This window comes from Microvirga sp. M2 (assembly GCF_047497095.1).
Classification (GTDB): Bacteria; Pseudomonadota; Alphaproteobacteria; order Rhizobiales; family Beijerinckiaceae; genus Microvirga.
This window is the reverse complement of record NZ_CP134064.1, coordinates 569,194-591,687: the sequence shown is the minus strand read 5'-3', so window position 1 is coordinate 591,687 and position 22,494 is coordinate 569,194. Positions and strand designations below refer to the sequence as shown.

At 63.0% G+C, this 22,494-nt stretch carries 20 protein-coding genes; 10 read left to right on the top strand and 10 right to left on the bottom strand.

All coding sequences use genetic code 11. From position 1 onward, the window contains the following. Positions 1-70: 70 nt before the first annotated feature. The 4 genes from otnK to RE429_RS22405 all read right to left on the bottom strand — a co-directional run bounded on the left by otnK (position 71) and on the right by RE429_RS22405 (position 3,623). On the bottom strand, positions 71-1,336 hold the full coding sequence (otnK, locus tag RE429_RS22420; RefSeq protein ID WP_414475537.1) for a 3-oxo-tetronate kinase: 1,266 nt from the start codon (positions 1,334-1,336) through the stop codon (positions 71-73). Continuing rightward, positions 1,333-2,145, bottom strand: a complete 813-nt coding sequence (locus tag RE429_RS22415) for a hydroxypyruvate isomerase family protein (protein ID WP_414475536.1) — start codon at positions 2,143-2,145, stop codon at positions 1,333-1,335. The genes otnK and RE429_RS22415 overlap by 4 nt, the downstream gene beginning before the upstream one ends. A 4-nt stretch (positions 2,146-2,149) precedes the next feature. Further along, positions 2,150-2,869, bottom strand: coding sequence for a 3-oxo-tetronate 4-phosphate decarboxylase (otnC, locus tag RE429_RS22410; protein WP_414475535.1), 720 nt, complete (start codon positions 2,867-2,869; stop codon positions 2,150-2,152). A 64-nt stretch (positions 2,870-2,933) separates the two neighbouring features. Beyond that, entirely contained in the window at positions 2,934-3,623 is a 690-nt protein-coding gene (locus tag RE429_RS22405) for a GntR family transcriptional regulator (protein WP_414475888.1), read from the bottom strand. 214 nt (positions 3,624-3,837) lie between these two features. Between RE429_RS22405 and RE429_RS22400 the strand changes: the two genes are divergently transcribed. The 9 genes from RE429_RS22400 (at position 3,838) to RE429_RS22360 (ending at position 14,276) form a co-directional block, all read left to right on the top strand. Further along, positions 3,838-4,863, top strand: coding sequence for a 4-hydroxythreonine-4-phosphate dehydrogenase PdxA (locus tag RE429_RS22400; RefSeq protein WP_414475534.1), 1,026 nt, complete (start codon positions 3,838-3,840; stop codon positions 4,861-4,863). 64 nt (positions 4,864-4,927) lie between these two features. Then, positions 4,928-5,923, top strand: coding sequence for a Bug family tripartite tricarboxylate transporter substrate binding protein (locus tag RE429_RS22395; protein ID WP_414475533.1), 996 nt, complete (start codon positions 4,928-4,930; stop codon positions 5,921-5,923). 79 nt (positions 5,924-6,002) lie between these two features. Next, the gene (locus RE429_RS22390; RefSeq protein ID WP_414475532.1) at positions 6,003-6,482 is read left to right on the top strand and encodes a tripartite tricarboxylate transporter TctB family protein; all 480 of its coding nucleotides are present in this window, start codon (positions 6,003-6,005) and stop codon (positions 6,480-6,482) included. A gap of 25 nt (positions 6,483-6,507) precedes the next feature. Further along, positions 6,508-8,022, top strand: coding sequence for a tripartite tricarboxylate transporter permease (locus tag RE429_RS22385; protein ID WP_414475531.1), 1,515 nt, complete (start codon positions 6,508-6,510; stop codon positions 8,020-8,022). A 42-nt stretch (positions 8,023-8,064) separates the two neighbouring features. Beyond that, positions 8,065-8,970, top strand: coding sequence for an NAD(P)-dependent oxidoreductase (locus RE429_RS22380; RefSeq protein WP_414475530.1), 906 nt, complete (start codon positions 8,065-8,067; stop codon positions 8,968-8,970). Between the two features lie 23 nt (positions 8,971-8,993). Beyond that, a complete protein-coding gene (locus RE429_RS22375) occupies positions 8,994-10,721 on the top strand; it encodes an IlvD/Edd family dehydratase (protein ID WP_414475529.1) in 1,728 nt (575 codons plus the stop codon). A 282-nt stretch (positions 10,722-11,003) separates the two neighbouring features. Then, on the top strand, positions 11,004-11,264 hold the full coding sequence (locus RE429_RS22370) for a hypothetical protein (protein ID WP_414475528.1): 261 nt from the start codon (positions 11,004-11,006) through the stop codon (positions 11,262-11,264). Positions 11,265-11,886: 622 nt separating this feature from the next. Further along, a complete protein-coding gene (locus RE429_RS22365) occupies positions 11,887-13,626 on the top strand; it encodes a sensor histidine kinase (RefSeq protein ID WP_414475527.1) in 1,740 nt (579 codons plus the stop codon). Further along, positions 13,623-14,276: a response regulator gene (locus RE429_RS22360; RefSeq protein ID WP_414475526.1), complete on the top strand. Its 654-nt coding sequence runs from the start codon at positions 13,623-13,625 to the stop codon at positions 14,274-14,276. Before RE429_RS22365 ends, RE429_RS22360 begins: the two co-directional genes overlap by 4 nt. Positions 14,277-14,417: 141 nt before the next feature. On the opposite strand, the gene RE429_RS22355 is transcribed toward RE429_RS22360, so the two are convergent. Next, the gene (locus RE429_RS22355) at positions 14,418-15,413 is read right to left on the bottom strand and encodes a glycosyltransferase family 2 protein (RefSeq protein ID WP_414475525.1); all 996 of its coding nucleotides are present in this window, start codon (positions 15,411-15,413) and stop codon (positions 14,418-14,420) included. Between the two features lie 182 nt (positions 15,414-15,595). Between RE429_RS22355 and RE429_RS22350 the strand changes: the two genes are divergently transcribed. Continuing rightward, the gene (locus tag RE429_RS22350) at positions 15,596-15,841 is read left to right on the top strand and encodes a hypothetical protein (RefSeq protein ID WP_414475524.1); all 246 of its coding nucleotides are present in this window, start codon (positions 15,596-15,598) and stop codon (positions 15,839-15,841) included. A gap of 44 nt (positions 15,842-15,885) precedes the next feature. Here RE429_RS22350 and RE429_RS22345 read toward each other — a convergent pair whose 3' ends face one another. From RE429_RS22345 to RE429_RS22325, 5 genes are read right to left on the bottom strand one after another with little or no spacing between them, the layout of a single operon-like run. Then, positions 15,886-17,100, bottom strand: a complete 1,215-nt coding sequence (locus RE429_RS22345; RefSeq protein WP_414475523.1) for a polysaccharide biosynthesis/export family protein — start codon at positions 17,098-17,100, stop codon at positions 15,886-15,888. After that, positions 17,097-19,277, bottom strand: coding sequence for a family 16 glycosylhydrolase (locus RE429_RS22340; RefSeq protein WP_414475522.1), 2,181 nt, complete (start codon positions 19,275-19,277; stop codon positions 17,097-17,099). Before RE429_RS22340 ends, RE429_RS22345 begins: the two co-directional genes overlap by 4 nt. Then, entirely contained in the window at positions 19,261-20,796 is a 1,536-nt protein-coding gene (locus tag RE429_RS22335) for a GumC family protein (protein WP_414475520.1), read from the bottom strand. The genes RE429_RS22340 and RE429_RS22335 overlap by 17 nt, the downstream gene beginning before the upstream one ends. Before the next feature lie 2 nt (positions 20,797-20,798). Further along, positions 20,799-21,596 (bottom strand): glycosyltransferase, encoded by a 798-nt coding sequence (locus tag RE429_RS22330; RefSeq protein WP_414475519.1) that lies wholly within the window; start codon positions 21,594-21,596, stop codon positions 20,799-20,801. Between the two features lie 54 nt (positions 21,597-21,650). Beyond that, positions 21,651-22,370, bottom strand: a complete 720-nt coding sequence (locus tag RE429_RS22325; protein WP_414475518.1) for a sugar transferase — start codon at positions 22,368-22,370, stop codon at positions 21,651-21,653. Positions 22,371-22,494 lie beyond the last annotated feature (124 nt).

Below are 22,494 nucleotides of genomic sequence, written 5' to 3'. Positions count from 1 at the left end.
CCGATATGCTCGGTGGCACTCGGACTGTTTTCGTTGAGCGGTCGGACGGGCCATCTGCCCGCGCGGAGCGTTACCGGAGCATGCCCCATGCCTTCAGGAAGAAGTCCGGAGCGCCGAAATTGCCGGACTTGAGCGCGAGTGCCAGGTCGGTTCCCGCAAGCGTCCGCGTCCACGGAACGCCCGGATCGATCTCCGGCCCGATCGTGAGGGCCCGCACGCCAAGTGCGTTGACGACAGCGCCCGACGTTTCGCCGCCGGCCACGATCAGGCGCGTGAAGCCGCGAGCGGGTAGCGAGCGCGCGATCTCGGCCAGGGTCCGCTCCACGATCTCGCCTGCTTCCATGCGGCCGAGCTGCTGCTGCACCTCCTGCACCGCTTCCGGTTTCGCCGTCGAGTAGATGAGGACGGGACCGCCCGTCTCCTGGGTCGAAAGCCAATCGAGAACGGTCGCCGCCGTCATGGTGCCGGATGCGAGGGCTGTGGGATCGAGGCGAAAGGCCGGAACGCCTCGCTCCATCGCAATTTCGACCTGCCGGTTGGTTGCGCTCGAGCAGGATCCGGCCAGGATGATCTCGCGTCCTCCGGGGGCATCGAACCTGTCGGCAGGGGCCTTTCGGCTGACGCTCTCGCCTGCGCGGTAGGCCGCAGGCAGGCCCATGGCAACACCCGATCCGCCGGTGATCAGCGGAAAATCAGCCGCCGAGGCGCCGATCGAGCGCAGATGCCGATCGGTCAGGGCGTCGACGATCACGATCTGATGGCCGGCTTTCTGTTCCCGCTCGAAGGCGGCCCGGATCGCATCGGGACCCGCCTCGACATCTTCGAATGTCACGAGGCCGACGGAGAGCTTCGTCTGCCGCTGGAGAACCCGCACGAGATTGGCGTCCCGCATGGGCGTCAGCGGATGATCCTTCATGCTGCTCTCATGCAGCGGCACGCCATTGACGAAGAGATACCCCTTATAGATCGTGCGGCCGGTGGCCGGGAAGGCGGGGCACGCGAGGGTGACGTTGCCGCCCGTGAAACCGAGAAGTGCTTCAGTGACCGGCCCGATATTGCCTTCGTCCGTGGAGTCGAAGGTGGAGCAGTACTTGAAGAAGTAGTGCTGCGCTCCTGCCCGCCGCAGGGCCTCGGCCGCGGACAGGGAGAGTGCGACAGCCTCCGTCGCCGCGATGGTTCTGGACTTCAGGGCGACAACGACGGCGTCAGCTCCGGAGAGGTCCACATCCGGTCCCGGCACTCCGATGGTCTGAACGGTCCTGAGCCCTTCGCGGGCGAGCATGAGCGCGAGGTCGGTCGCTCCCGTCAGATCGTCTGCGATGCATCCGAGTTTCATGCCTGATCGCTCCCTCCAGAAGACGAGTTGCAGCCGCCCGACCAAGCCGAGAGCCAGCCAAGCCCATCCTCGGTGCGTCCGCGCGGCCTGTACTCGGCACCCACCCAGCCGTCATATCCCATCCCGTCGAGGGCACGGCAAATCCCGGCATAGTCGATCTCGCCCTCGTCCGGTTCCGCACGGCTGGGCACGGCCGCGATCTGAACATGCCCGAGGAGCTTGAGATGGGTTTCGAGACGGCGGATCAGGTCGCCCTGCATGATCTGGGTATGATAGCAGTCGAACATGATCTTCACGTTCGAGCGCGCCACCTGCTCGATGATCCCTGCCGCCTGCTCGACGCGAGAGAGAAAGTAGCCGGGCTTGTCACGGTGGTTGATGGGCTCGATCAGGACCGTCATGCCGGCCCGGCCCGCCTTGTCGGCTGCAACCTTCAGGTTCTCGATGAAGGCGCGCTCGGCAGCCTCGAAGGCATCGGGCGATACCACCCCGGCCATGCAATGGACGGCGCTTGCGCCGATCTGGGAGCCGTACGACACAGCCACATCCACGGTCTGCTGGAATTCGCCCTCTCGTCCCGGCACCGCGCCCAGGCCGAAATCACCCCCGTCCGCGTTGCCGACCGGCGTGTTCAATCCCAGCATCGTCAGGCCGTTCCGCTGCAGTTCCTCGCGCATCGCCGAAGCGGGCACGTGATAGGGCCAGTGCATTTCGACAGCCCTGAATCCGCTGGCGGCAGCCGCGGCGACCCGATCCAGCTCGGAGCGTTCGGTGAAGAGAAAGCCAAGATTGGCCGCGAAGCGGGGCATCGGTTCATCCGCATGTGTTGGAGTGGATGTGAGGCTCGGTGCATGAGCCGTGGCTCTCTTCCGGATCATCTGAGCCGGTCGCCTGATCGAGCTTGAAATGGGTCACGAGATCGCGAACCTGCGCGCGCGTCAGCAGCCGCGGGTTGAGGCCGTGCAGCAGAAGATGGAGCTTCGCGGTCTCTTCCAGTTCCTCGGTCGCGTAAACGGCCGCCTCGAGATCCTTGCCGGCCACGACCGGACCGTGATTGGCAAGAAGAACCGCGCTGTAGCGCCCGGCAAGGCCACGGATGGCGTCCGCGACGGCGGGGTCGCCCGGACGGTAATAGGGCACGAGCGCGGTGCGCCCGACCCGCATCACATAATAGGCTGTCATCGGCGGAAGCACATCGTGCGGGTTCACTTCCGGGAGCATCGATACGGCGACGGAATGGGTCGAATGCAGATGAACGACGGCGCCCGCATCCTGGCGCGTTGCGTACAGCGCCGAGTGAAGGGGCAGCTCCTTGGTCGGCGCATCGCCCGAGAGAAGGCGACCCTCGGAGTCGAGGCGGCTCAGCCGGGCCGGATCGAGGAAACCGAGCGAGCTGTTGGTCGGCGTCGTCAGCCACCCTCCATCGTCAAGACGAATGGAAATGTTTCCCGATGAACCGGCCGTCAGTCCGCGCTCGAACAGGGACCGACCGAACCGGCAAATGGCCTCTCGAAGCTCGCTCTCGGTGCTCACGTCACGGCTCCTGGAGATGCTCGACCATGGGGAGCAAATGGAATGGCGGTGATACGGTCAGATCTCAGACGGCATTCTTCACGCGCTGCCATGTCTTCTCCATGTGAGCAGTCAGCACCGCGCACAGGCGATCCGCATCCCGCGCCTCTAACGCGCGGATGATCTCTTCATGATCGGCAACGGCTCCGGCCCACTTCTCCGGCCCTTCATTGCCGATATACCGGATCCGCCGCAGGCGGGCCTGCAGAATACCGTGCACATAGGCCAGAGCTTCGTTCTTGGAAAGGCGCAGGATGGCCGAATGAATGTTCTGGTTCAACTTGAAGTAGGGCAGGCGATCCTGCTTCTCGTACATGTCGATCATGCGGTCATGCAGCGCGCGCACCTCTTTGATCTCGTCGTCCGACGCGTGCTCACAGGCGAGGCGGCCGGCCAGGCCTTCCATGTTGCCGAGGACCACGAGGCTGTCGTGGACGTCTTTAGCGCTGAACTGCCGCACGACCGCACCGCGCCCCGGCGACAGCTCGACAAGTCCCTCACTTGCGAGGAACTTGAGCGCTTCCCGCAAAGGGGTGCGAGACACTCCAAGCGTCTTGCCGAGGTTGCCTTCGTGGATCCGGCCCCCGGCCGGAAGCTCGCCCTCGATGATCATGTCACGGACCCGCGTCACGATGGCATCGTGAAGGCTGGGGCGGGCGATAGGGCCGCGGATATCAAGGTCTTCATCGAGCAGGACTGATGTTCCCGTTGTCATTGTTCGATCCGATTCCAGCCACTCAAACGCACAGAAAATGAAGCTTTGTTCCATATAGACTTTATTCTGAGCGCACGCAAACAAAATGCTGTATGCAGAATGCTTGTGCACCCACAGTTTCGCTGCTAGCGTCCTTATCTCATCTCAGGAAGGGGTTGCTGTGAGCTCGCATTCTTCAACGTCAAGTTCAGCTAAGCCGACGATTGCCTTTGCCATGGGCGATCCGGCCGGCATCAGCCCGGAACTGGCCGCCAAGCTCATTGCGTCCGACGAGTTTCGGAGCCGGGCCGACCTGCTCGTCTTTGGCGATCTGCGGATACTGGAAGGCGGCGCCAAGGTAGCCGGCGTCGCCATGGACGTAGACGTTGTGACAAGCGAGGACGTTCTTCCCGATCACATCGATCGTCCGGTGTTTATCGACCTGAAGAATCTCAACCCGGACCAAGTCGTTCCCGCCACAGCAACTCTGGAAGGCGGCCTGTTCGCCACGGAGAACTTCCGGCGCGCGCTCCTTCTGGCCCAGTCGGGACGCGCCGACGGTGTGTTCTTCACGCCTTTCAACAAGAAGGCCATGCGCCTTGCCTATGACGGCTACGACGACGAGATCCGCTTCGTTCGTGACGTGCTCAAAACATCGGTCGACGCAAGCGAGTTCAACGTGCTGGGCAAACTCTGGAATGCCCGCGTCACCTCGCACATTCCATTGTCACAGGTATCCTCCGCCATTTCGGAGCCATCGATCCTCAGATCTCTGAGCCTTGCGGACCAGTGCATGCGCGCCGCCGGGTTCAACCCGCCACGGATCGCGGTTGCCGGCCTCAATCCTCACGCGGGCGACGGGGGCAACTTCGGCCGCGAGGAGATCGACGTGATCGAGCCGGCTGTCCGCCAGGCCGTCGCCAAAGGCTTTGCCGTCGAGGGGCCGTTCCCGTCTGACACCGTGTTCCTGCGCGCCAAGAACGGCGATTTCGATGCCGTTCTGACGATGTATCACGATCAAGGGCAGATCGCGATGAAGCTCATGGGCTTTGATAGGGGTGTCACGCTCATCGGCGGATTCCCGTTCCCAATCTGCACCCCCGCGCACGGAACGGCCTACGAGATCGCAGGTCGCGGAATCGCCAATCTCGGCGCAAGTCGCGAGGCGCTCTCTTTGGCGATCCGCATGGGATCGGAAGCGCGGACCCGCCGAGCCGGTTGCGAAGCCGCAACGAACGTCGCTGCGGCCGTCAATCCCTAAGAGCAAGATCAGCGCAAAAGCTGACGCTGTCGGATGGAAACGTTCAAAAAGGAGGAAATGAGTAATGCTCAAGAAAACGTCATGGCTGATTGCGACCGCGATTGCGGTCACGTTCGCAGGGGGAGCCCAAGCCGACTGGAAACCGACGAAGACGGTCGAGTTCGTCGTCACTTCAAGCCCGGGCGGCGGCACGGACAACTTCGCCCGTGTCGTGCAGTCGATCATCTCCAAGTACAAGTTGATGGACCAATCCGTCATCGTCACCAATAAGGGTGGCGGCAGCGGCGCAGAGGGATTTGTCTATACGAAAGTCGCTGCGGGCGATCCCTACAAGCTGACTTTCGGGACCAACAACGCCTATCTGCTGCCGTATGTGGCGAAACTCGCCTACAAAGCAGACGATTTGACGCCGGTCGCAGCCATGGCCCTCGATGAGTTCCTGCTCTGGGTCAATGCGGAATCGCCCTACAAGGATGCCAAGAGTTACATCGAGGCCGTGAAGGCGAAGCCGGAGACCTTCAAGATGGGCGGCAGCCAATCGAAGGACACGGATCAGACGCTTACAAGCCTCATCCAGGATGCGGTGGGTGCTAAGTTCATCTACGTTCCCTTCCAAGGGGGCGGTGCGGCCGGCGTGCAGCTTGCCGGCGGTCACATCGACTCGAACACCAATAACCCCAACGAGAATGTCGGGCAGTGGAAGGCCGGGACCGTAACCCCCCTCTGCGTGTTCAGTCCGACGCGCCTGCCGGAGGGCCCGAAAGTCACTGCCGCGATGGGCTGGTCCGACATTCCGACCTGCAAAGAGGCCGGAATTCCGATCGATCAGTTCCAGATGCCGCGCACCGTGTGGCTGCCGGGTGGCGTTCCCCCTGAGGCAGTCGCGTTCTATGCCGACGTCCTGAAGAAGGCGAGCGAGACACCGGAGTGGAAGGAGTACATCGAGCGTACCTCTCAAACCGGTCGCTTCCTGGCCGGTGCGGAGTTGAAGAGCTTCATCAGTTCGGATGATGCCAAGAACCGCAAGGTCTTCGAGAAGGAAGGCTGGATCGTCCGCTAACCGTGACGTTCCCGATAGCCGGCGTGGACTTGTCTGCGCCGGCTAACCCCGCGCGGCATCGTCTAGCAGGATGAGCACCATGATTTCTCGTTTTACGGCTGAGATCGGAACCGCACTGCTCACGGCAGGCTTAGGCCTCGCTGCCGTGGTCGGCGCTCTCGAATTCGGTATCGGTTGGGGCGATGCGGGGCCGGAGCCTGGCGCATTTCCCTTCTATGTCGGCCTTCTCGTGGTCGCTGCAAGCGTCGGCACCCTGATACGATCGTCCATCGGCCGCCAGAGTTTGCAATCGGTCTTTCTGGACCACGAGCAGGCGAGGCGCGTCGCCTCGTTCTTCATTCCGACCGCCATCTTCGTGGTCGTTTCACTCCTGCTCGGGCTTTATGTGGCAGCGGCGCTCTACCTCGCTTTCGTCATGCGAGTGCAAGGCCGCTACCGGCTCTTCATATCCGCCGCCTCCGGTATCGCCGCAGCAGTCGCATTCTACCTCATGCTCGAAGTCGCATTTCAGGTCCCCCTGCTGAAAGGACCTCTCGAAGCCGCTCTGGGCCTCTACTAGCCTCCAGCCCCAACGGAGACAGGCCGTGGAAAACTTTGCATCCCTTCTTCATGGTTTCGGCGTTGCGCTATCGACGTATCATATCGCTCTGATGATCGTCGGCGTTCTGCTGGGCATCCTCGTCGGCGTTCTGCCGGGCCTCGGCGCACCGAATGGCGTTTCGCTGCTGCTGCCACTGACGTTCACAATGGATCCGGTCGCGGCGATCATTCTGCTCACCAGCATGTACTGGGGCGCATTGTTCGGCGGATCCACGACCTCCATTCTGTTCAACATCCCGGGCGAGCCTTCATCCGTCGCAACGACATTCGACGGCTATCCGATGGCCCGGCAGGGGCAGGCTACGCAAGCCCTGACGCTTGCATTCCTGTCGGCGGGATTCGGAGCTTTGGTGGGCGTTATCCTCATCACGGTTCTCTCGACCTGGGTGGCGAAATTCGCGCTCCGGTTCAGCTCGCCTGAGTATTTCGCGGTCTACGTCGTGGCTTTTGCCAGCTTCGTCGGCCTCGGTGGCGCGTCCCCATTCAAGACCGTCGCCTCTATGGGGCTGGGCTTTGCCTTTGCGTCCGTCGGCATGGACACGGTCTCGGGCGGACTGCGCCTCACCTACGGTTTCAGCGAGCTCATGTCCGGCATCAGCTTCCTTACCGCGGTCATTGGCCTCTTCGGTATCGGCGAACTCATGCTCACCATGGAGGAAGGGCTTCGTTTCGATGGTATCAGGGCCCGCGTCAGGATCGGAGATGTCCTTAAGACCATCGCGACGCTGCCGCGCTACTGGGTGACGCTCCTGCGCAGCAGTGCCATTGGCTGCTGGATGGGCATCACACCCGGCGGCCCGACTGCGGCCTCCTTCATGAGCTATGGATTGGCCAAGCGCTTCTCCCGCCGCAAGGAGGCCTTTGGAAAAGGCACGCCGGAAGGTATCGTCGCTCCGGAGACGGCGGACCATGCCGCTGGCAGCAGCGCGATCCTGCCGATGCTGGCCCTGGGCGTCCCCGGGTCGGCGACTGCCGCCGTGATGATGGGTGGCCTGATGATCTGGGGTCTCAATCCCGGGCCCATGCTGTTTATCGAACGGCCGGATTTCGTCTGGGGTCTGATCGCCAGCATGTATCTTGGCAATGTCGTGGCTGTGCTCTTGGTGCTGATGACGATCCCGCTCTTTGCCTCGATCCTGCGCATTCCTTTCTCCATCATCGGCCCGGTGATCGTCATCGTGTGCTTCATCGGTGCCTACACCGTTGCGGGGCGACCTTTCGATCTCTGGTTGGCGCTGGCCTTTGGTGTCGTAGGGTACCTGTTCAAGAAGCTGGACTATCCAATCGCCCCGCTCGTTCTGGCGATGGTGATTGGAGACAAGGCCGAAGATGCCTTCCGGCAGTCGATGATCATGTCCAAGGGATCCGTGTCGATCTTCTGGTCGAATGGCCTCGTCGCAACGCTCATGGCGATTGGTCTCGCGCTTGCCTTCAGTCCTGCTCTCGCCGCCCTGCTGGGCAAGCTGATGCGGCGGAAGACATCTGCCGCGACGGCATGAGTGCAATGTCAAGAGGATCGCACGGTACCCGGGCGAGACCGTATGAAGGAGGATTCAGTGACGCCGTCTAGTTCCGTTGCCGTGGCGTTCCTCGGGATCGGCCTTATGGGGTCTCGCCAGGCACGGCGATTACTTGAGGCAGGCTATGACGTGACCGCCTGGAACCGGTCACGTGAGAAAGCCGAAACGCTCATCCCGTTCGGGGCGCGCGTCGCCGAGACCGCCTCCCAGGCGGTTCGGAATGCGGACATCGCCGTTCTCATGCTCGAGAACGGAGGCATTGTAAGCGACGTGCTGTTTTCGCAAGGGGTTGCCGAGACCTTGCGACCGGGCAGCATCGTCGTCGACATGAGCTCCATCAAGCCGGCGGAGGCTCAAGATCATGCCCGGCACCTGGCCGAGCGTGAGGTCGACCACATCGATGCACCGGTTTCGGGTGGAACGGTGGGGGCGGAGCAGGGGACGCTGGCGATCATGGCTGGCGGCGACGAGCAGGTTTTCTCCCGCGTGAAGCCGATCCTGGACGTCATGGGCCGTCCCGTTCATGTCGGCCCGCACGGGGCCGGCCAGCTCGCGAAGCTCGCCAATCAGATCATCGTTGGCGTCACCATCGGTGCCGTCGCCGAGGCGCTGCTCTTGGCGCAGCGCGGTGGAGCGGATCCGGCCAGGGTTCGCGAGGCTCTTCGCGGCGGGTTTGCCGAGAGCCGCATTCTTGACCTCCATGGTCAGCGGATGGTGGAGCGGGACTTCATCACCAAGGGGCGGTCTGTCACGCACCTTAAGGATCTCGACAATGCCCTCGATGCGGCGGAGCGGCTCGCCCTGGACGCCATCCCCTACACCGCACTCACGGCCGATCTCTTCCGCGGTCTCATCGCGAACACGGGCGACCTCGACCATAGCGGACTCCTCGTCGAGCTCGAACGCCGGAATGGCGTCGCCGTCTGACGGCGTTTTAGGAGACATATGAAATGACTGAGAAGAAGGGCCTGCGCAGCCAAGCCTGGTTCGGGCGCCAGGACAAGATGGGGTTCTATTACCGCTCCTTTCTGAAGAACAGCGGGTTCCCGCAGGATCAGTTCGAAGGGCGTCCGGTGATCGGGATCTGCAACACCTGGTCCGAGCTGACGCCGTGCAACGCGCATTTCCGCACGCTTGCGGAGCACGTGCGCTACGGGGTGCTGGATGCCGGCGGCTTTCCGCTCGAGTTTCCGGTCTCGTCGCTCGGCGAGGTCACCATGCGGCCGACCGCGATGCTCTTTCGCAACCTCGCGGCGATGGACGTGGAGGAGGCGATCCGGGCCCACCCGCTCGACGGCGTGGTCCTGCTCATGGGCTGCGACAAGACCACCCCGGCCCTCCTGATGGGCGCGGCCTCCGCCGACCTGCCGACCATCGGCGTGTCCGGCGGCCCGCAGCTGCGCGGCGTCTATCGCGGCAAGAGCATCGGCTCGGGCACCAACATCATCTCGATGAGCGAGCAGCTGCGCGCCGGGGACGTCACCCTCGCCGAGTTCCACGAGGCCGAAGGCGCCATGAACCGCTCGGCCGGGCATTGCATGACCATGGGCACGGGCTCGACCATGGCCGCGATGGTCGAGGCGCTCGGCGTCGGCCTGCCGGAGAATGCCGCCATCCCGGCCGCCGATGCCCGCCGCAATCACCTCGCCCGCATGGCCGGCCGGCGCATCGTCGAAATGGTGCGGGAGGATCTGGTCCTCTCGAAGCTCCTGACCCGCCAGGCCTTCGAGAACGCCATCCGCACGCTCGCCGCCATCGGCGGCTCGACCAACGCGGTCGTGCATCTGCTTGCGATCGCAGGCCGGGCCGGGATCGACCTGACCCTGGACGATTTCGACCGGCTCGGCCGGGACGTCCACTGCCTCGTCGACCTCATGCCGTCCGGCCGCTTCCTGATGGAGGATTTCTATTATGCGGGCGGCCTGCCGGTGGTGCTGCGCAGCCTCGGCGAGCGCGGCCTGCTCCACAAGGAGGCGCCGACCGTGAACGGCCGGCCGATCTGGGAGAACGTGAAGGACGCCCCCTGCTGGAACCGCGAGGTGATCACCCCGTTCGAGGAGCCGTTCAAGCCGGACGCGGGCATCGCGATCCTGCGCGGCAATCTCGCGCCCGACGGCGCCGTCATCAAGCCGTCGGCGGCCTCGCCCGCGCTGATGCAGCATACGGGCCGGGCGGTGGTGTTCGAGACCATCGAGGAGCTGCACGCGCGGATCGACGACGACAGCCTCGACATCGACGAGAGCTGCGTCATGGTGCTGAAGAACTGCGGCCCGAAGGGTTACCCCGGCATGGCGGAGGTCGGCAACATGCCGCTGCCCCAGAAGCTGCTCAAAAAGGGCGTGCGCGACATGATCCGCATCTCGGATGCGCGCATGTCGGGCACGGCCTACGGCACGGTGGTTCTGCACGTGGCGCCCGAAGCGGCCGCGGGCGGTCCGCTGGCCCTCGTCCGCACCGGCGATCTGATCACGCTCGATGTTGCGGCGCGCAGCCTGCATCTTCATGTGGACGCTCAGGAACTGGAGCGCCGCCGCGCCGCCTGGACGCCGCCGGCGCCCCATGCCTCCCGCGGCTACGTGAAGATGTATGTCGATCACGTCATGCAGGCGGACAAGGGCGTCGACCTCGACTTCCTCGTGGGGCGGACCGGCTCGCCCGTTCCGCGCGACAATCACTGAGACAACGACCAACGGAGCATCGAAGGGTGTCCGGATGCGAGACACCCCTCGGCATGAGCGACGACCTGGAGGGCTTGCGGAAGCAGCCCGGATCGGGTGGCCAAGCACCTCGGCCTGCCGCTGGCCAGCGTGGGCGAGGTGCTCAACAGCCCCGCTTAGATCCCTAAGCGACGGGCGCACGAGAAGGGCCGGGGCAGGTATCGCTGAGGGACAGGACGGACGGATCTCACGGTGATTGGTCTTTGGCTTGATCAAATCATCGCCGGAAGCGAAGATTGTCTCATGCTGAAACTCCTCCATCGCATCCGACGCTGGTTTCGCCGGCAACCTCCCGCCCCAGAGCTCACGGTCATCGAATACGAGGCCGTGTCTCTGATTGCATACGAAGGCAGGGCCGCTTACGAGCGGGCCCGCGAGCAGGCGGAGTACTGCCTCAGCCGCGGAAGCGAGGCAGGTTGCCGGTTCTGGTCGGATGTCGCCGTTGAGGTTGGCCGGCGGACAGGGATGACGAATACGAAGAAGACGCGGGAGCAGCCGAGGTGAGGAAACCTCGTCCGCATGAGTTCACCGGGCGTCATCTGCCCGCCCCCTGGCTCCGGGCTCTATCCAAGGCGCTGTTGCATTGGAGCATCGGACCAAAAGGTGGATTTGCACTTTCTGGGATCAAGTCGATGCTCCCGCTATGGAACAGCGCATCGTGCGGAAAACCGGGTTCGCTTTTCGCTCGCGCGGCCCGCCGGGTCCGCACGATGCGCCAGGGGAATGCAACGGTGCCCCGCGCGGGCGCTTTCGTTTCTTGGCGCTATCCTGCTGGAGCTGCGGTGGGGGGATAATGTGGGCTGACCTGACGGCGGTGTTGCCATCGGCAGCGCCAATTTGACAGCACCCTCGGAAGCAAGTCCTGCGAGTGCCAAGAGCTTCGAAGCCCGGGGCCGACGTGAGGGCACTATCACTTTCTGGGAATGCTCTCCGGGACAAATGCCTCAAAAAGGTGAGGCGGATAATCCATTTCCGCCAGCGACGGGCCGCGAGCGCCCTCTATGGTTGAATTCAGATCCCGTCTCGGCCGGACATCTCTGCGAAGTCCATTGCCGGAACGGGCTGAAAGCAAAGACCTGGTTCGTTTCGAAATCGAAGTGCGTCTCTACAAGCCGCAAGGCCAAAGATGGAAAAGAATAACATTTTGGGGGTGGTGGACGGACGGAGGGCTCGAAACCTCCACCACATTGTCGACTGGAGCATCGTCTCCTGGCCCGCGAGCCGAATGATCGCGCTTGGCCGCCTGTTTATGGTGAACGTTGCGATCACCGCCATCTATGTCGACCCGCCTCACCCCACCGAGAACGTCCACGCCATCTATGGGCTCCTGGGAATCTATTTCGCCTTCGCGATTCTGTGTGTGGTGATGGTGTACTGGCGTTCGCCGAACCAGCGCGAACAGATCCTCAGCCACGCCTTCGATATCGCGGTCATATCGTGCCTGATCTATCTGAGCGAGCGGCCATCTAGCCCCTTCTTCGTGTTTTTTACCTTCATACTGCTGTCCAGCACTTTGCGCTGGAGCTGGCAAGGCGTCGTCGCAACAACCATCATTCTGACGAGCGCCTTCTTCGTTCTCTTCGTCCTTCTGGTGATCCTTGACGAGCTGCCGCCGGGTGGTCCCAACGAGGTCGGTCGGGTTATCGTGCGCGCAGGCTATCTCGTGATGGCCGGAATTATGCTGGCCTATGTAAGCGCCTACCGCGAACGGACCCGCCGCCGCTTGACCCAGCTTGCCAGATGGCCTGGTCCGGACGGGGAGGAAAGGCATCCGCTCCCGATCAAGGGCGCCCTGACACATGTGGCGCAACTCATGGACGTTTCGCGGATCCTGATCGTGTGGGAGGAAGCGGAGGAGCCGTTCACGCAGGTCGCTCTTTGGACCCCCGACGATCTCCAGGTCAGCCGCGAGCCTCCCGATCGTTTCAATTCGCTTGTCGCGCCTGCCCTGGTCGGCCAGACCTTCGAAGTGGTGTCGCGTAGCGAGGATGATGGTCCAAAAGAGTCCTCGCCCGATTCCCATGATCCCTTGGCGGTTGACCAACTTCTGCGCGAGACGTTTGAAATCGACTGTGCAATCACGGCCCCGTTCAATCAGCCGCATTGCCGGGGGCGTGTGTTCCTGCTCGATCAGCCGAAGAAAGGGGATGATGATCTGGTTATCGCGGAACTGGTCTCCACACGCATCGGGATGGACCTGGAGCACCGGATCCTGCGGGATCAGGTGGAGAGCATGGCGGCCTATGCGGAGCGTGTTCGCCTCGCACGAGATCTGCATGACGGCATTCTGCAAAGTCTCGCGGCGGCGAACATCCGCCTTCAGCTCTTGAGCAAGCAATCCGACAGTGCCGTCGGCGACCGGCTGGAGCAGATCCGCCATGATCTGGTCGATGAACAGCGCCGCGTTCGCGATTTTGTCGAGATGAACCGGCTGAATCCGAGTGACCGTACAGCAAGGGTCGTACTGGTTCACGGGCTTCAGGATCAGTTTGCCAAGCTCATGCAGCAATGGGACTTGAACGGCACACTGACCGTTCTCCCGCCGGATCTGGCTGTGCCCTCCATGCTGGCCCACCATGTCAGGCACCTTCTGAAGGAAGCCGTATCGAATGCGGTTCGCCACGGGAAGGCCTCTCGCATTTCGGTTCTGGCGGCATTGGATCGAGGCTGCCTTTTACAGCTCCACATCGAGGACGACGGGAAAGGCTTCGAGCATCTTGAAGGACAATACGACGACAACGCGCTGTCGACCTTTGATATCAGTCCGCGTTCGCTCCGGGCGCGGGTCAAGGAATTGGGTGGGGCCCTGGAGCTGGAGACCTCACCTGCCGGCACCATACTCAAGATGCGGGTGCCCTTAAGATGAGCGACCGACAGACGCTGCGAGTGGTCCTCGCGGACGATCATCCGATCTTCCTCGACGGTCTGGCCAACCTGATTGGGACTTCGCGGATGTTCGAAATCGTCGCGCTCTGCAATGACGGCGCCTGCGCGCTCCAAGCCATTCGGGAGAATAAACCCGACCTTGCGGTACTCGATATCGCGATGCCTCATCTCACAGGCCTTGAGGTGCTGGACACGGTCAGGTCCGAGCACCTCGACGCCAGGGTCGTCTTTCTAACCGCTTCCGCAACCGACGAGCAGCTCCTCGGCGCAATCGAGAAGGGCGCGGCCGGGATTCTGTTGAAGGATACGGTTGCGACCACGCTCCTGGAATGCCTCGTAGCGGTTTCGTCCGGCGGAACATGGCAGTTGCCGCTCTCCCTCGGGGAGGCCGCCGAGCGCGAGACGCAGAGGCGCAGGAAGGTCGAGCGTCTGAACAGAATCCTCACTCCCCGGGAACTTGAAGTCATCATGCTCGTGGCCGAAGGTCTGTCGAACAAGGAGATCGCCCGACGGACGAACGTGACGGAAGGAACCATCAAGCTCCATCTGCACAACATCTATGGAAAGCTCGGCGTCGCCAACCGCACTGCCCTGACGCGCATCGCCCTTACCTTAGCCGACAGGGCCTGAGAGCCTGCCCTCGACCCGCCTCTCTCGAGCGGGAGCATCGAACGCAGAAGTGGGCACCGGTTTTGCGTGAAAAGATGCTCAAGATCATGATGTTGAAGCGTCGGACGTGAGTGCGATTTCACGTCCGATGCTGTAGGGAACTCACGAGCGCTTCAAGCTGAATGTGAACAGCTTGTGGCCGGCGCTGAGCGGAATGAACCATAGACCTAGGAAGAAGGCGAGGTGCCGCAGGCGAGGGCTTCCCAGGGCGAAGGCCGATCGAAGAATCGTCAAGAACGCCTCTCGGTCCTGAACCCGACGTGCCTTTGCTCCAACTTTTGTAAGGAGGAAGGACGCATAGGCCATTCGCGTCATCATGGCGCGGTATGTCTGCGCCCAGTCGTAGGAGACCCGCCACTCGTTGCGGTGGCTGCGCGACGTGAGCGTGTCGGAGATCTTGACCGCGACGAGAGGCTCCCACACGAAATGCAGCTTGGCATGCGCATCGTGGGCCAGACGCAGCAACCAACTCCAGTCCTCATGATCTCCATCGTTCTGGAATGGGAAGCGAAGAGCAAGGCTGCGCTTGAGCATAATCGTCGGTGTCGCGACATATCCCGGCCTGGCGAGCAGGTTCGGACGGTCGATCAGGTACTCGCTGATGTGCTGGGACTCGGCAGGCGGCCGCGCGGGCCACACCGCCCGGTTCGAGCCGAATTCCGCATAGACCCGACAGGTCATGATAGAGTTTTCCTGCCTAGGGAGTTGCTGGGCGGCCCGCACTTGGAGCTCCAGTTTGTTGGGCAGCCACTCATCGTCATCATCCAGGAACGCGATCCAGAAGCCGGCCGCGGCTCGGATGCCGGTGTTGCGGGCTGGACCTGGACCCATGTTGCGCCCGTGCGAGATGACCTTGATCCTGTTGTCGTTCAGGGCCACCAGGTTCTCAACCGTCTGAGGATCGTGGCCGTCGATCACGACCAGGATCTCAATATTCTGGTAAGTTTGCGACTGCACACTCGCAACCGCGCGGCAGACAACCTGCGGCCGGTTCAAGGTCGGAATGACGACGCTCACAAGGGGCGCTTCCGACTGCGAGGGCCGGCCGAGGTCGTACGGGGATGGATCACGGGGCGGGGCTGCTTCGGAATCGGTCATCACGGGCGTCCTTCGTCTGTCGGGTGACGGCTGCCGCTCTTCCAGCATCGGCAGAGCATCATGGCCGATGGGCAGAGCGACGATGGCTCTTGTTTTGCTTGGCGGTGGTGCAAAATATTCTAGAGCCTTGTTCGGCCTCCCCCGGGTGGTGCTGCGCCAAGGTGGTGGAGGTTTGAACTTTGATGGCAATGATTCTGTTTGCAGCCATGTTTCTGGGCGGTGCAATTCTTGGTGCGCGGCTGAGATACGTATTTCTGATCATTGCCGTTCTGTCCTATTGCGTCCTGAGTTTGATCAGCTATTTCACGATAGCGGGCGGATTCGGCTTCTGGGGCCTGGTCATCGGCGGCGTCGCCCTTCAGCTCGGCTACCTTGCCGGAGCACTGATCCCCTCGCGTTCGCCCAAGAAGCGCACTGGGAGGCGCTAGCTCGCTTTCGAAGCCGTCCCTATCACCGTCGCCTCACGGCCTCATCAGCGCATGGCGACCGGGTCGGTATCGACGACGACCTCCAGTACGTCGCCGGGCTCCAGTTCCGTGTCTGCCGTCGACGGGATGCTGCGGAGGCCATCATCGGACTTGCGGTGGATGATGAACTCAGGCCCGGATGCCCCTGTGCGCAGCTGCGCCTTGAGCCGCCCCGCAACAAGGAGCTTCTCACTGGCACTTCCGATCTGGGACTGGATCTTTCCGACCAGGATCGAGGTTTGCTGAAGCTCCTGGCTGAGGCGGACCTGACGCTCGTCCTTCGACTTTTCCAGATTGTGCTGCAGGTCGCGCAGTTCCTTTTGACCCTGCGCTGCCCTGGCCTCCGCTTCCGTCTGCTGCCCCTTCAAATACGCCATGGTGCGACTTTCCTCGTCGACACGCATTTGAGAAGAGACGCCGCGCGCCAGGTTGCCGGCCACGCGCTCGATGATCTCTTCCTGACGCCTGACGAATGCCGTCTGCTGCTCGACGGATGACGCCAGGACTCCGGCGCGCTCCTGCGTCGCTCCGATCGCGCTATTCAGGAATGCGACTTCCTTGCGGTAGACGGAAAGGCGGTCCCGCAGGTTCCTCCGCTCGAGGTCGACAATCCTATTGACGAGGGTCTGGTTGACGGGTGCGTTCGACAAGACGCTGAAGTCGGCATCCTCGGTATCGTTCACCTCTGCCTGCAGGCTGATGAGCCGGGCCTGGGATTTGACGAGCTCGAGCCAAGCGGACGAATGCTCCGACTCGAGGTCCGGGGCTAACAGCATGGGATTACCCGAATGGAAGCGCACCGCGTCGACGCCGCCCGCGAGGGCAACGGCGTGGCGAACAGTGAGGCCGGGGAGGTACGGATGAGCGCCGGGCTTCGCCACGTCTCCGCTGATGTAGAACGGCCGGTGCTCGACGAGCTCGATGGTGACTTGCGGATTCCGGACAGCGCCGCTGGATTCCAGACTTTTGGCCAAGGCGGCGCGCAGTTCGGGAAGCGACAGGCCGAAAGCATGCAGCTCGCCCACGAACGGCACGGAGATATCTCCGTCGACATTCACCGTGACGCGCCGGTTGTAGTCGGTCAGGCCGAAGACGGCTATCTGGAGGACGTCTCCTGCGCCGAGCCGGTAGGCGGCCGAAGCAGCAGTCGGGACGAACTGGGCACTCAGCAGCATCGTCGCAAGAAGCGCCCATCGGGCCTTCAGAACACGCATGCTCATCGTATGGTCTCCTTGTCATGCTTTTCGGTCGGGGGCGTAAAGGCCCGCACGTAGTCGATGGCGAATTCCGCCGGGAATGCCGTTGTGTGGTCCGGAGCGCCGGGCCATTCGCCTCCCACCGCAAGGTTGACGACGATGTACATGGGCTTGTGCATGTTGACGGGCGTCGGAGCCTGGGCGACGGCCTTGCCGTCGAAGAACCACGTCACATCCTTGGCGGTCCATTTCACGCCGAACATGTGGAAGTCGGCCGCGAGGTCCGGCGTCCGCACGAGGGTCGTCGACTTGTCGGGGCGAGCCTTTGGCCCACCGTACAATGTCGCCCAGTATTCGCCCGTCCGGTGGCCCAGAGTTTCCATGATGTCGATTTCGGGCGGCCACGACTGGTCGAGCGGAATGAGCCACAAGGCAGGCCAGAGGCCCTGTCCCGCAGGTATCCGGGCGCGGATTTCCACGTAGCCGTACTGGAACGCGAAGGAGCGCGCGGTCGTCAGCAGGCCCGAGGAATAGGGCTGGCCCTGAGCCGCCGCACGGTGAGCCGCCGGGACAGGATTGGCCCGGATCAGAAGCTTGCCGTCGTCGATGCTGAAGGGGCCGAGCGCAGTGAGGCTGGCGGGATCCTTGCCGGGCCGCGGATCGACGTAGAATTCAAGTTCCTTGTTGTTGGTGCGCGCTCCCCAGGGATAGTGAGGCTCCCAAGTGCCCGACCGGTAAGGGCCTGACCGGTCGTTCGAGAGATCCAGTTCGTCGAATTCGTCGCTGAAGGCGAGGCTCCATCCGTCAGGCGGCATGCTCTCGCTCGCTGCCGCTCCGTGCACCGGGCGGGCGGCGCACACCGCCGCGATGCCAACGCCGGCCAACGGGAAGGCTGCCTTGAGGAGAATTACCGAGGCGGGATCCTGAAGAACTCCGATCCTGCGCATGTACCGGAGGAGCATCGCAGCCAGAAGGCTCGATGCCGCGGCGACAGCCCAGGCCTGGCCCACGATTCCATCGATGGCGTTGCCCACCACCATTCCGGCAACGACGGCCGCGAGTGCAGGTCCGAAAAGCCTGCAGCTGTCGCGCATGGGGCGTGGTGAGAAAGCCACGGCGACCGGCAGGATCCAGGCCGCTACTCCGAGGGGAATGCAGGATGCGGCGGTTGCAACTGCCGCCGCATAGGCGTCGACGAAAGCTGGAAACGCAAAGGCCAGAACCGTCCTGCCGCATAGGGCTGCGGCCACGACCGCAAGGGTCAGCACGCCGGCGAGCCAGGTGATGTCCCTGACCAGAAGCTGCGGGGCTGTCTCGGGCGAGTGATGGAACGCCCGGATGATCGCCGGATAGCGCACCTGGGCAACCGTGCCGAGCAGCCCGATGGCCACGAAGCTGAAGCTGGACCCGAATGCAAACAGGCCGAAATCGTGCGGGCTCGATAGGGTCGCGGAGATCCAGCGACTGGCGAAGGTATAGGCCAGCCAGAATCCACTGAAAGCAAAGAGCGGAAGACCGCGGCGGAGCAGATCCACGGCTGTGCGGGCTTGCTCGCGCGTCAGCCGGCGCGGCTTCGCCATGGCGACGGCGCAAGCTCCATACCAGAGCACGAGAACCGCGAAGCAGCCGCTCACGCCGGCCAGGAGGAGGCCGGCAAGCCGGGGGAGGGTCAGTCCGGCCTGTAGGATCAGGGCCGAGGTCGTGAACGCCCTGATCTGGGATGCGGTGCGGAAAGCCACGACCCGCCCGTTCGCAATCATCATCGCAAGGCCTGCCACGATCGCCAGCGCCGCGTCCCAGCCGGTGAACAGCCCGCCGACGAACGCGGCGAGCGCAACGGCCGGGAACAGGACGACGCCCATCCCGAGGGCGATCAGCCAGCGTGTCTGGATCAGGTCCTCGACCGTGTCCTGCGCCAGGGTTCCGTCCTTGGCCAGGATCCTGTCACCCAGCGGGGCAAGACCGAGGTCGCACAGGCTGGAGCATTGGCATATCACCGACAGCAGCACGAAGGCCCCGAAGGAGGCGGGATCCAGCAGCATGGGGGCCAGCAGGGTGGTGCCGGCTCCCAACGCGCTGAGGACAGGCGCGCCGACCGCGTAAGTTGCGGGCCGCTCGAGAAAGCTCCGGGACGACGTCTCACGATCCGAAGACAAGGCGTGGTGCAGCGCGCGGTCCCCCGTATCAGAGATGAGAGACATGATCGGTGCTCAGCTCGGTGCGGTAGGCAGCCGGAGGATAGGTCTGTAGAGCCCGGTTCATGGGATCTGTGTCGGGCACCGCGTGATCCGGAATGTTCCGGCCCATGGTGGAGGAGCCATGGTAGAATCTGAACAACGTTACGAGAGACCGCCAGGCCAACAGAAAGCCCACCATGATGGCGACCAGAAGGCTCCCGAAGGCCGTCAGCGTCACCTGCGGGTAGGCAGGCTGCAATGGCTCTTCGGCATCGGTGACGATCTCGGCATCGGGCATGACGGCGTTGACCCGCGCTTGCTGGGCCAGCATCTGCGTGACGGCCCTGTCGTAAGCCTCCTTGGTGAACGCTGCGCGGCTCTTCAATTCTTCCAGACGAAGCTCGTTCTGCCGACGCAGGATCAGCTTCTCGCTCAGCGTCTCGATCTCGGCCTGCATGATGTCCTCACGCTGCCGCCAGCCGGCGAGTTCGATCTCCGCGGCTTTCACGATGCGCTCCGCTTCCTCCGTGATCCTGGCCGTGATGGCCTGGGTCTCCGGTCCCAGGACGGCAGTCTTTGAAAGAGCGGCCGCCAGAGCCTCCTTAAGCTGTCGCACGGTGGGCGAGGCGAGAATTTCCGGCGCATTGTCGAGCGCACCTGCAGCCTTCGCGTCCCGCAGAGTCTTCAGCCGGATGGAGGCTTCAATGGCTCGGGCATGGGCCTGCGCGGCCTCCGTACTGAGCACCGCCAGTCGTTGGTCGAGTGCGACCTGGCTGCCGGTATCGGCGAGGCCGGACGTCATGAGCAGGTTCTCGACCGCCGCCTCCGCGGCGCGATGCGCAGAGCCGCGCAGTTCCGCCTCGGCCCGCGTCAACATCGCGGCGCGTGTGACGAGCTCACGCTTCCTGATCATCTGCTCGTCGAGGTAGGCGGCCAGAAGGGTCCTGGTCATGGCTGCGGCCTTGGCCGCGTCGCCCGACCAGAACCCGAGCTTGATCGTATAGGACTTGCGATCCCGCTGGACGGAGAAATGGTCCGCCAGCCGCCGCCGCACCTCCGCCTCGGAGATTGGTGCGGGGGCTGCCGCGCCGAGCCACGAGCGAATACCTGACAGATGGGACGGGGAGGCAAATTCCGGGTCCTTGAGCAGGTTGTGCTTCCTGATCACGATGTCCGTCAGTTTGGGAGACGTGATGCGATCGATTTCGGACTGGATCGCACCCTCGTCCAGGGTTTGCCGCCATGGCTGGGTGTCCTCGGCCGATGCGGTGTCGGCCGGACGCAGCACAATCATTGCAGAGGCCACATAGCGGCGCGGGATGTAGGGCCAGGCGATGGCGGTGAGGATCACAATTGGAATGAAGCCCCATAGGAACCGTCGCGTAAAAGCGCGCCAGGTATGGCTGATCGCCGTCCGGCCGGATTTCGCCGCATCGTTCGCATGCGCGCCCGGCCGCTGCGCCGGGGCTATGCGCAGCGAGCGATCGGTGAGTTCGGACCTCCGGGTGGAGGAGGGGGAAAGCGAAGCGGGTGTAGCGTCCATGATCATCTGCGAGCTATGCTGTAAGCGCGGCGACGGAATACAGCCGCCGTTGATCGGAAGAGCAGGTACATCGTGGTCGTGGCGATGAACTGCCCTGTGCTGAGAAATCCCTGGCGGAAGCACTCGGTGCGGAACCTGACCTCGTGCATGCAGTACGAAAGTCCTCCCCGCCGCGAGCGCTGTTCGATGCTGGAGCGCATTCGCACCAGAACCTTGGGAATCGCGTGGAAACGTGCGCCCGACTGGGCAAGTCGAACGAAGAGGTCGTAGTCCTCGAGCTTGCCGAACTTCGCCCTGTATCCGCCGATGTCCCGAAGCGTGTCGGCCTTGATCATCAAGGCCGGGTGGGTCAGGACATTACGCCACCGGAGAGCACCGATAATAGCCTCGTGATCCACCGGGCAGATCTTGAGCTGCGTGGCCGCACCATCCTCGAAGAACTCCTCGCACCATGAGGAGAGAACGTCGGTGTCCGGATGATCGCCGAAATAGGCAAGCTGAATCGCAAGGCGATCCGGCGTACTGATATCGTCACTGTCCATGCGCACGACATACGTGCCTTTGCAGAGCTGGAGGCCGGCGTTGAGTGCCCGCGCCAGACCCTGCTGCATGGGGAGCCTCAGCACATCGGTGCGGCTGATGCGCCGATCCCGCCGATACGCTTCGATGATGGCCTCCTGGTCGTGGCCGACGGACCCGTCCAGTACCAGAACCATCTGATCCGGCGGGACAGTCTGGCTGTACATGCTCTCGAGGGCCTCCTTAAGGTTGGAAGCCTTCTCGGCGGCATAAGTAGACATCAACACGCTCGTGTTCATGATTCAGCTCATTGAATCGAGAGAGGTCTGGACAGCTCAGTTCGCACCGACGCGGTGCAGGACCACCCAGGGTGTGCGCAGAAGGATCCGCGCGTCGAGGAGAAGATGCCAGTTCTCGACGTATTCCACGTCCAGCACGACGCGCTTGTCGTAGGAGAGGTCACTGCGCCCGCTGACCTGCCACAGGCCCGTTATCCCCGGCCGGACGGCCTTGTAATGTGCGAGATGGCTGCCGTAACGGGCGAGTTCGGACTCGGTAATCGGCCTGGGACCCACAAGACTCATTTCGCCCTTGAGAACATTGAAGAGCTGCGGAAGCTCGTCGAGGCTCGTTTGCCGAAGAGCCCTGCCGATGGTGGTGACGCGAGGATCGAACGTGAGCTTCTGGTCCCGTGCCCACTCCTCCGCAGCCTCGGGATGATGAGAAAGATATTCCCTGAGCAGGGGCTCAGCGCCAACCACCATCGTGCGGAACTTCAGGCAGCCGAAACTCTTGCCGCCGTGGCCGATGCGCCTGTGTCGGAAGTAGACCGGTCCGCCGTCCGTGGCGACCAGGGCGGCAACCGCCGCAAATAAGGGAAGCAGCAGGACGAGTAGAATAAAAGCCGCAACGACGTCGAAAGCACGTTTCAGACCTTGGGCGGTGTGTTGTCCTGTTGCAACCTTACTCTGCACCGGCTGGCTGGTTCCCTGGCTACGCGCGCCCACTATGGGCGGCGTATGCACATCATGAAACTGATCGATGTCGATAGTCATTGCCGCTTCCTGCTATCCGTAAGTATTAGGATTTCTCGAAAGTGGTACAAGAGCAGCTTTAACGCGCCCCGGTCCCGTCAGGCTGTGCTGAGTGGGCCAATGACTACAGAGTGTCTCGAAATAT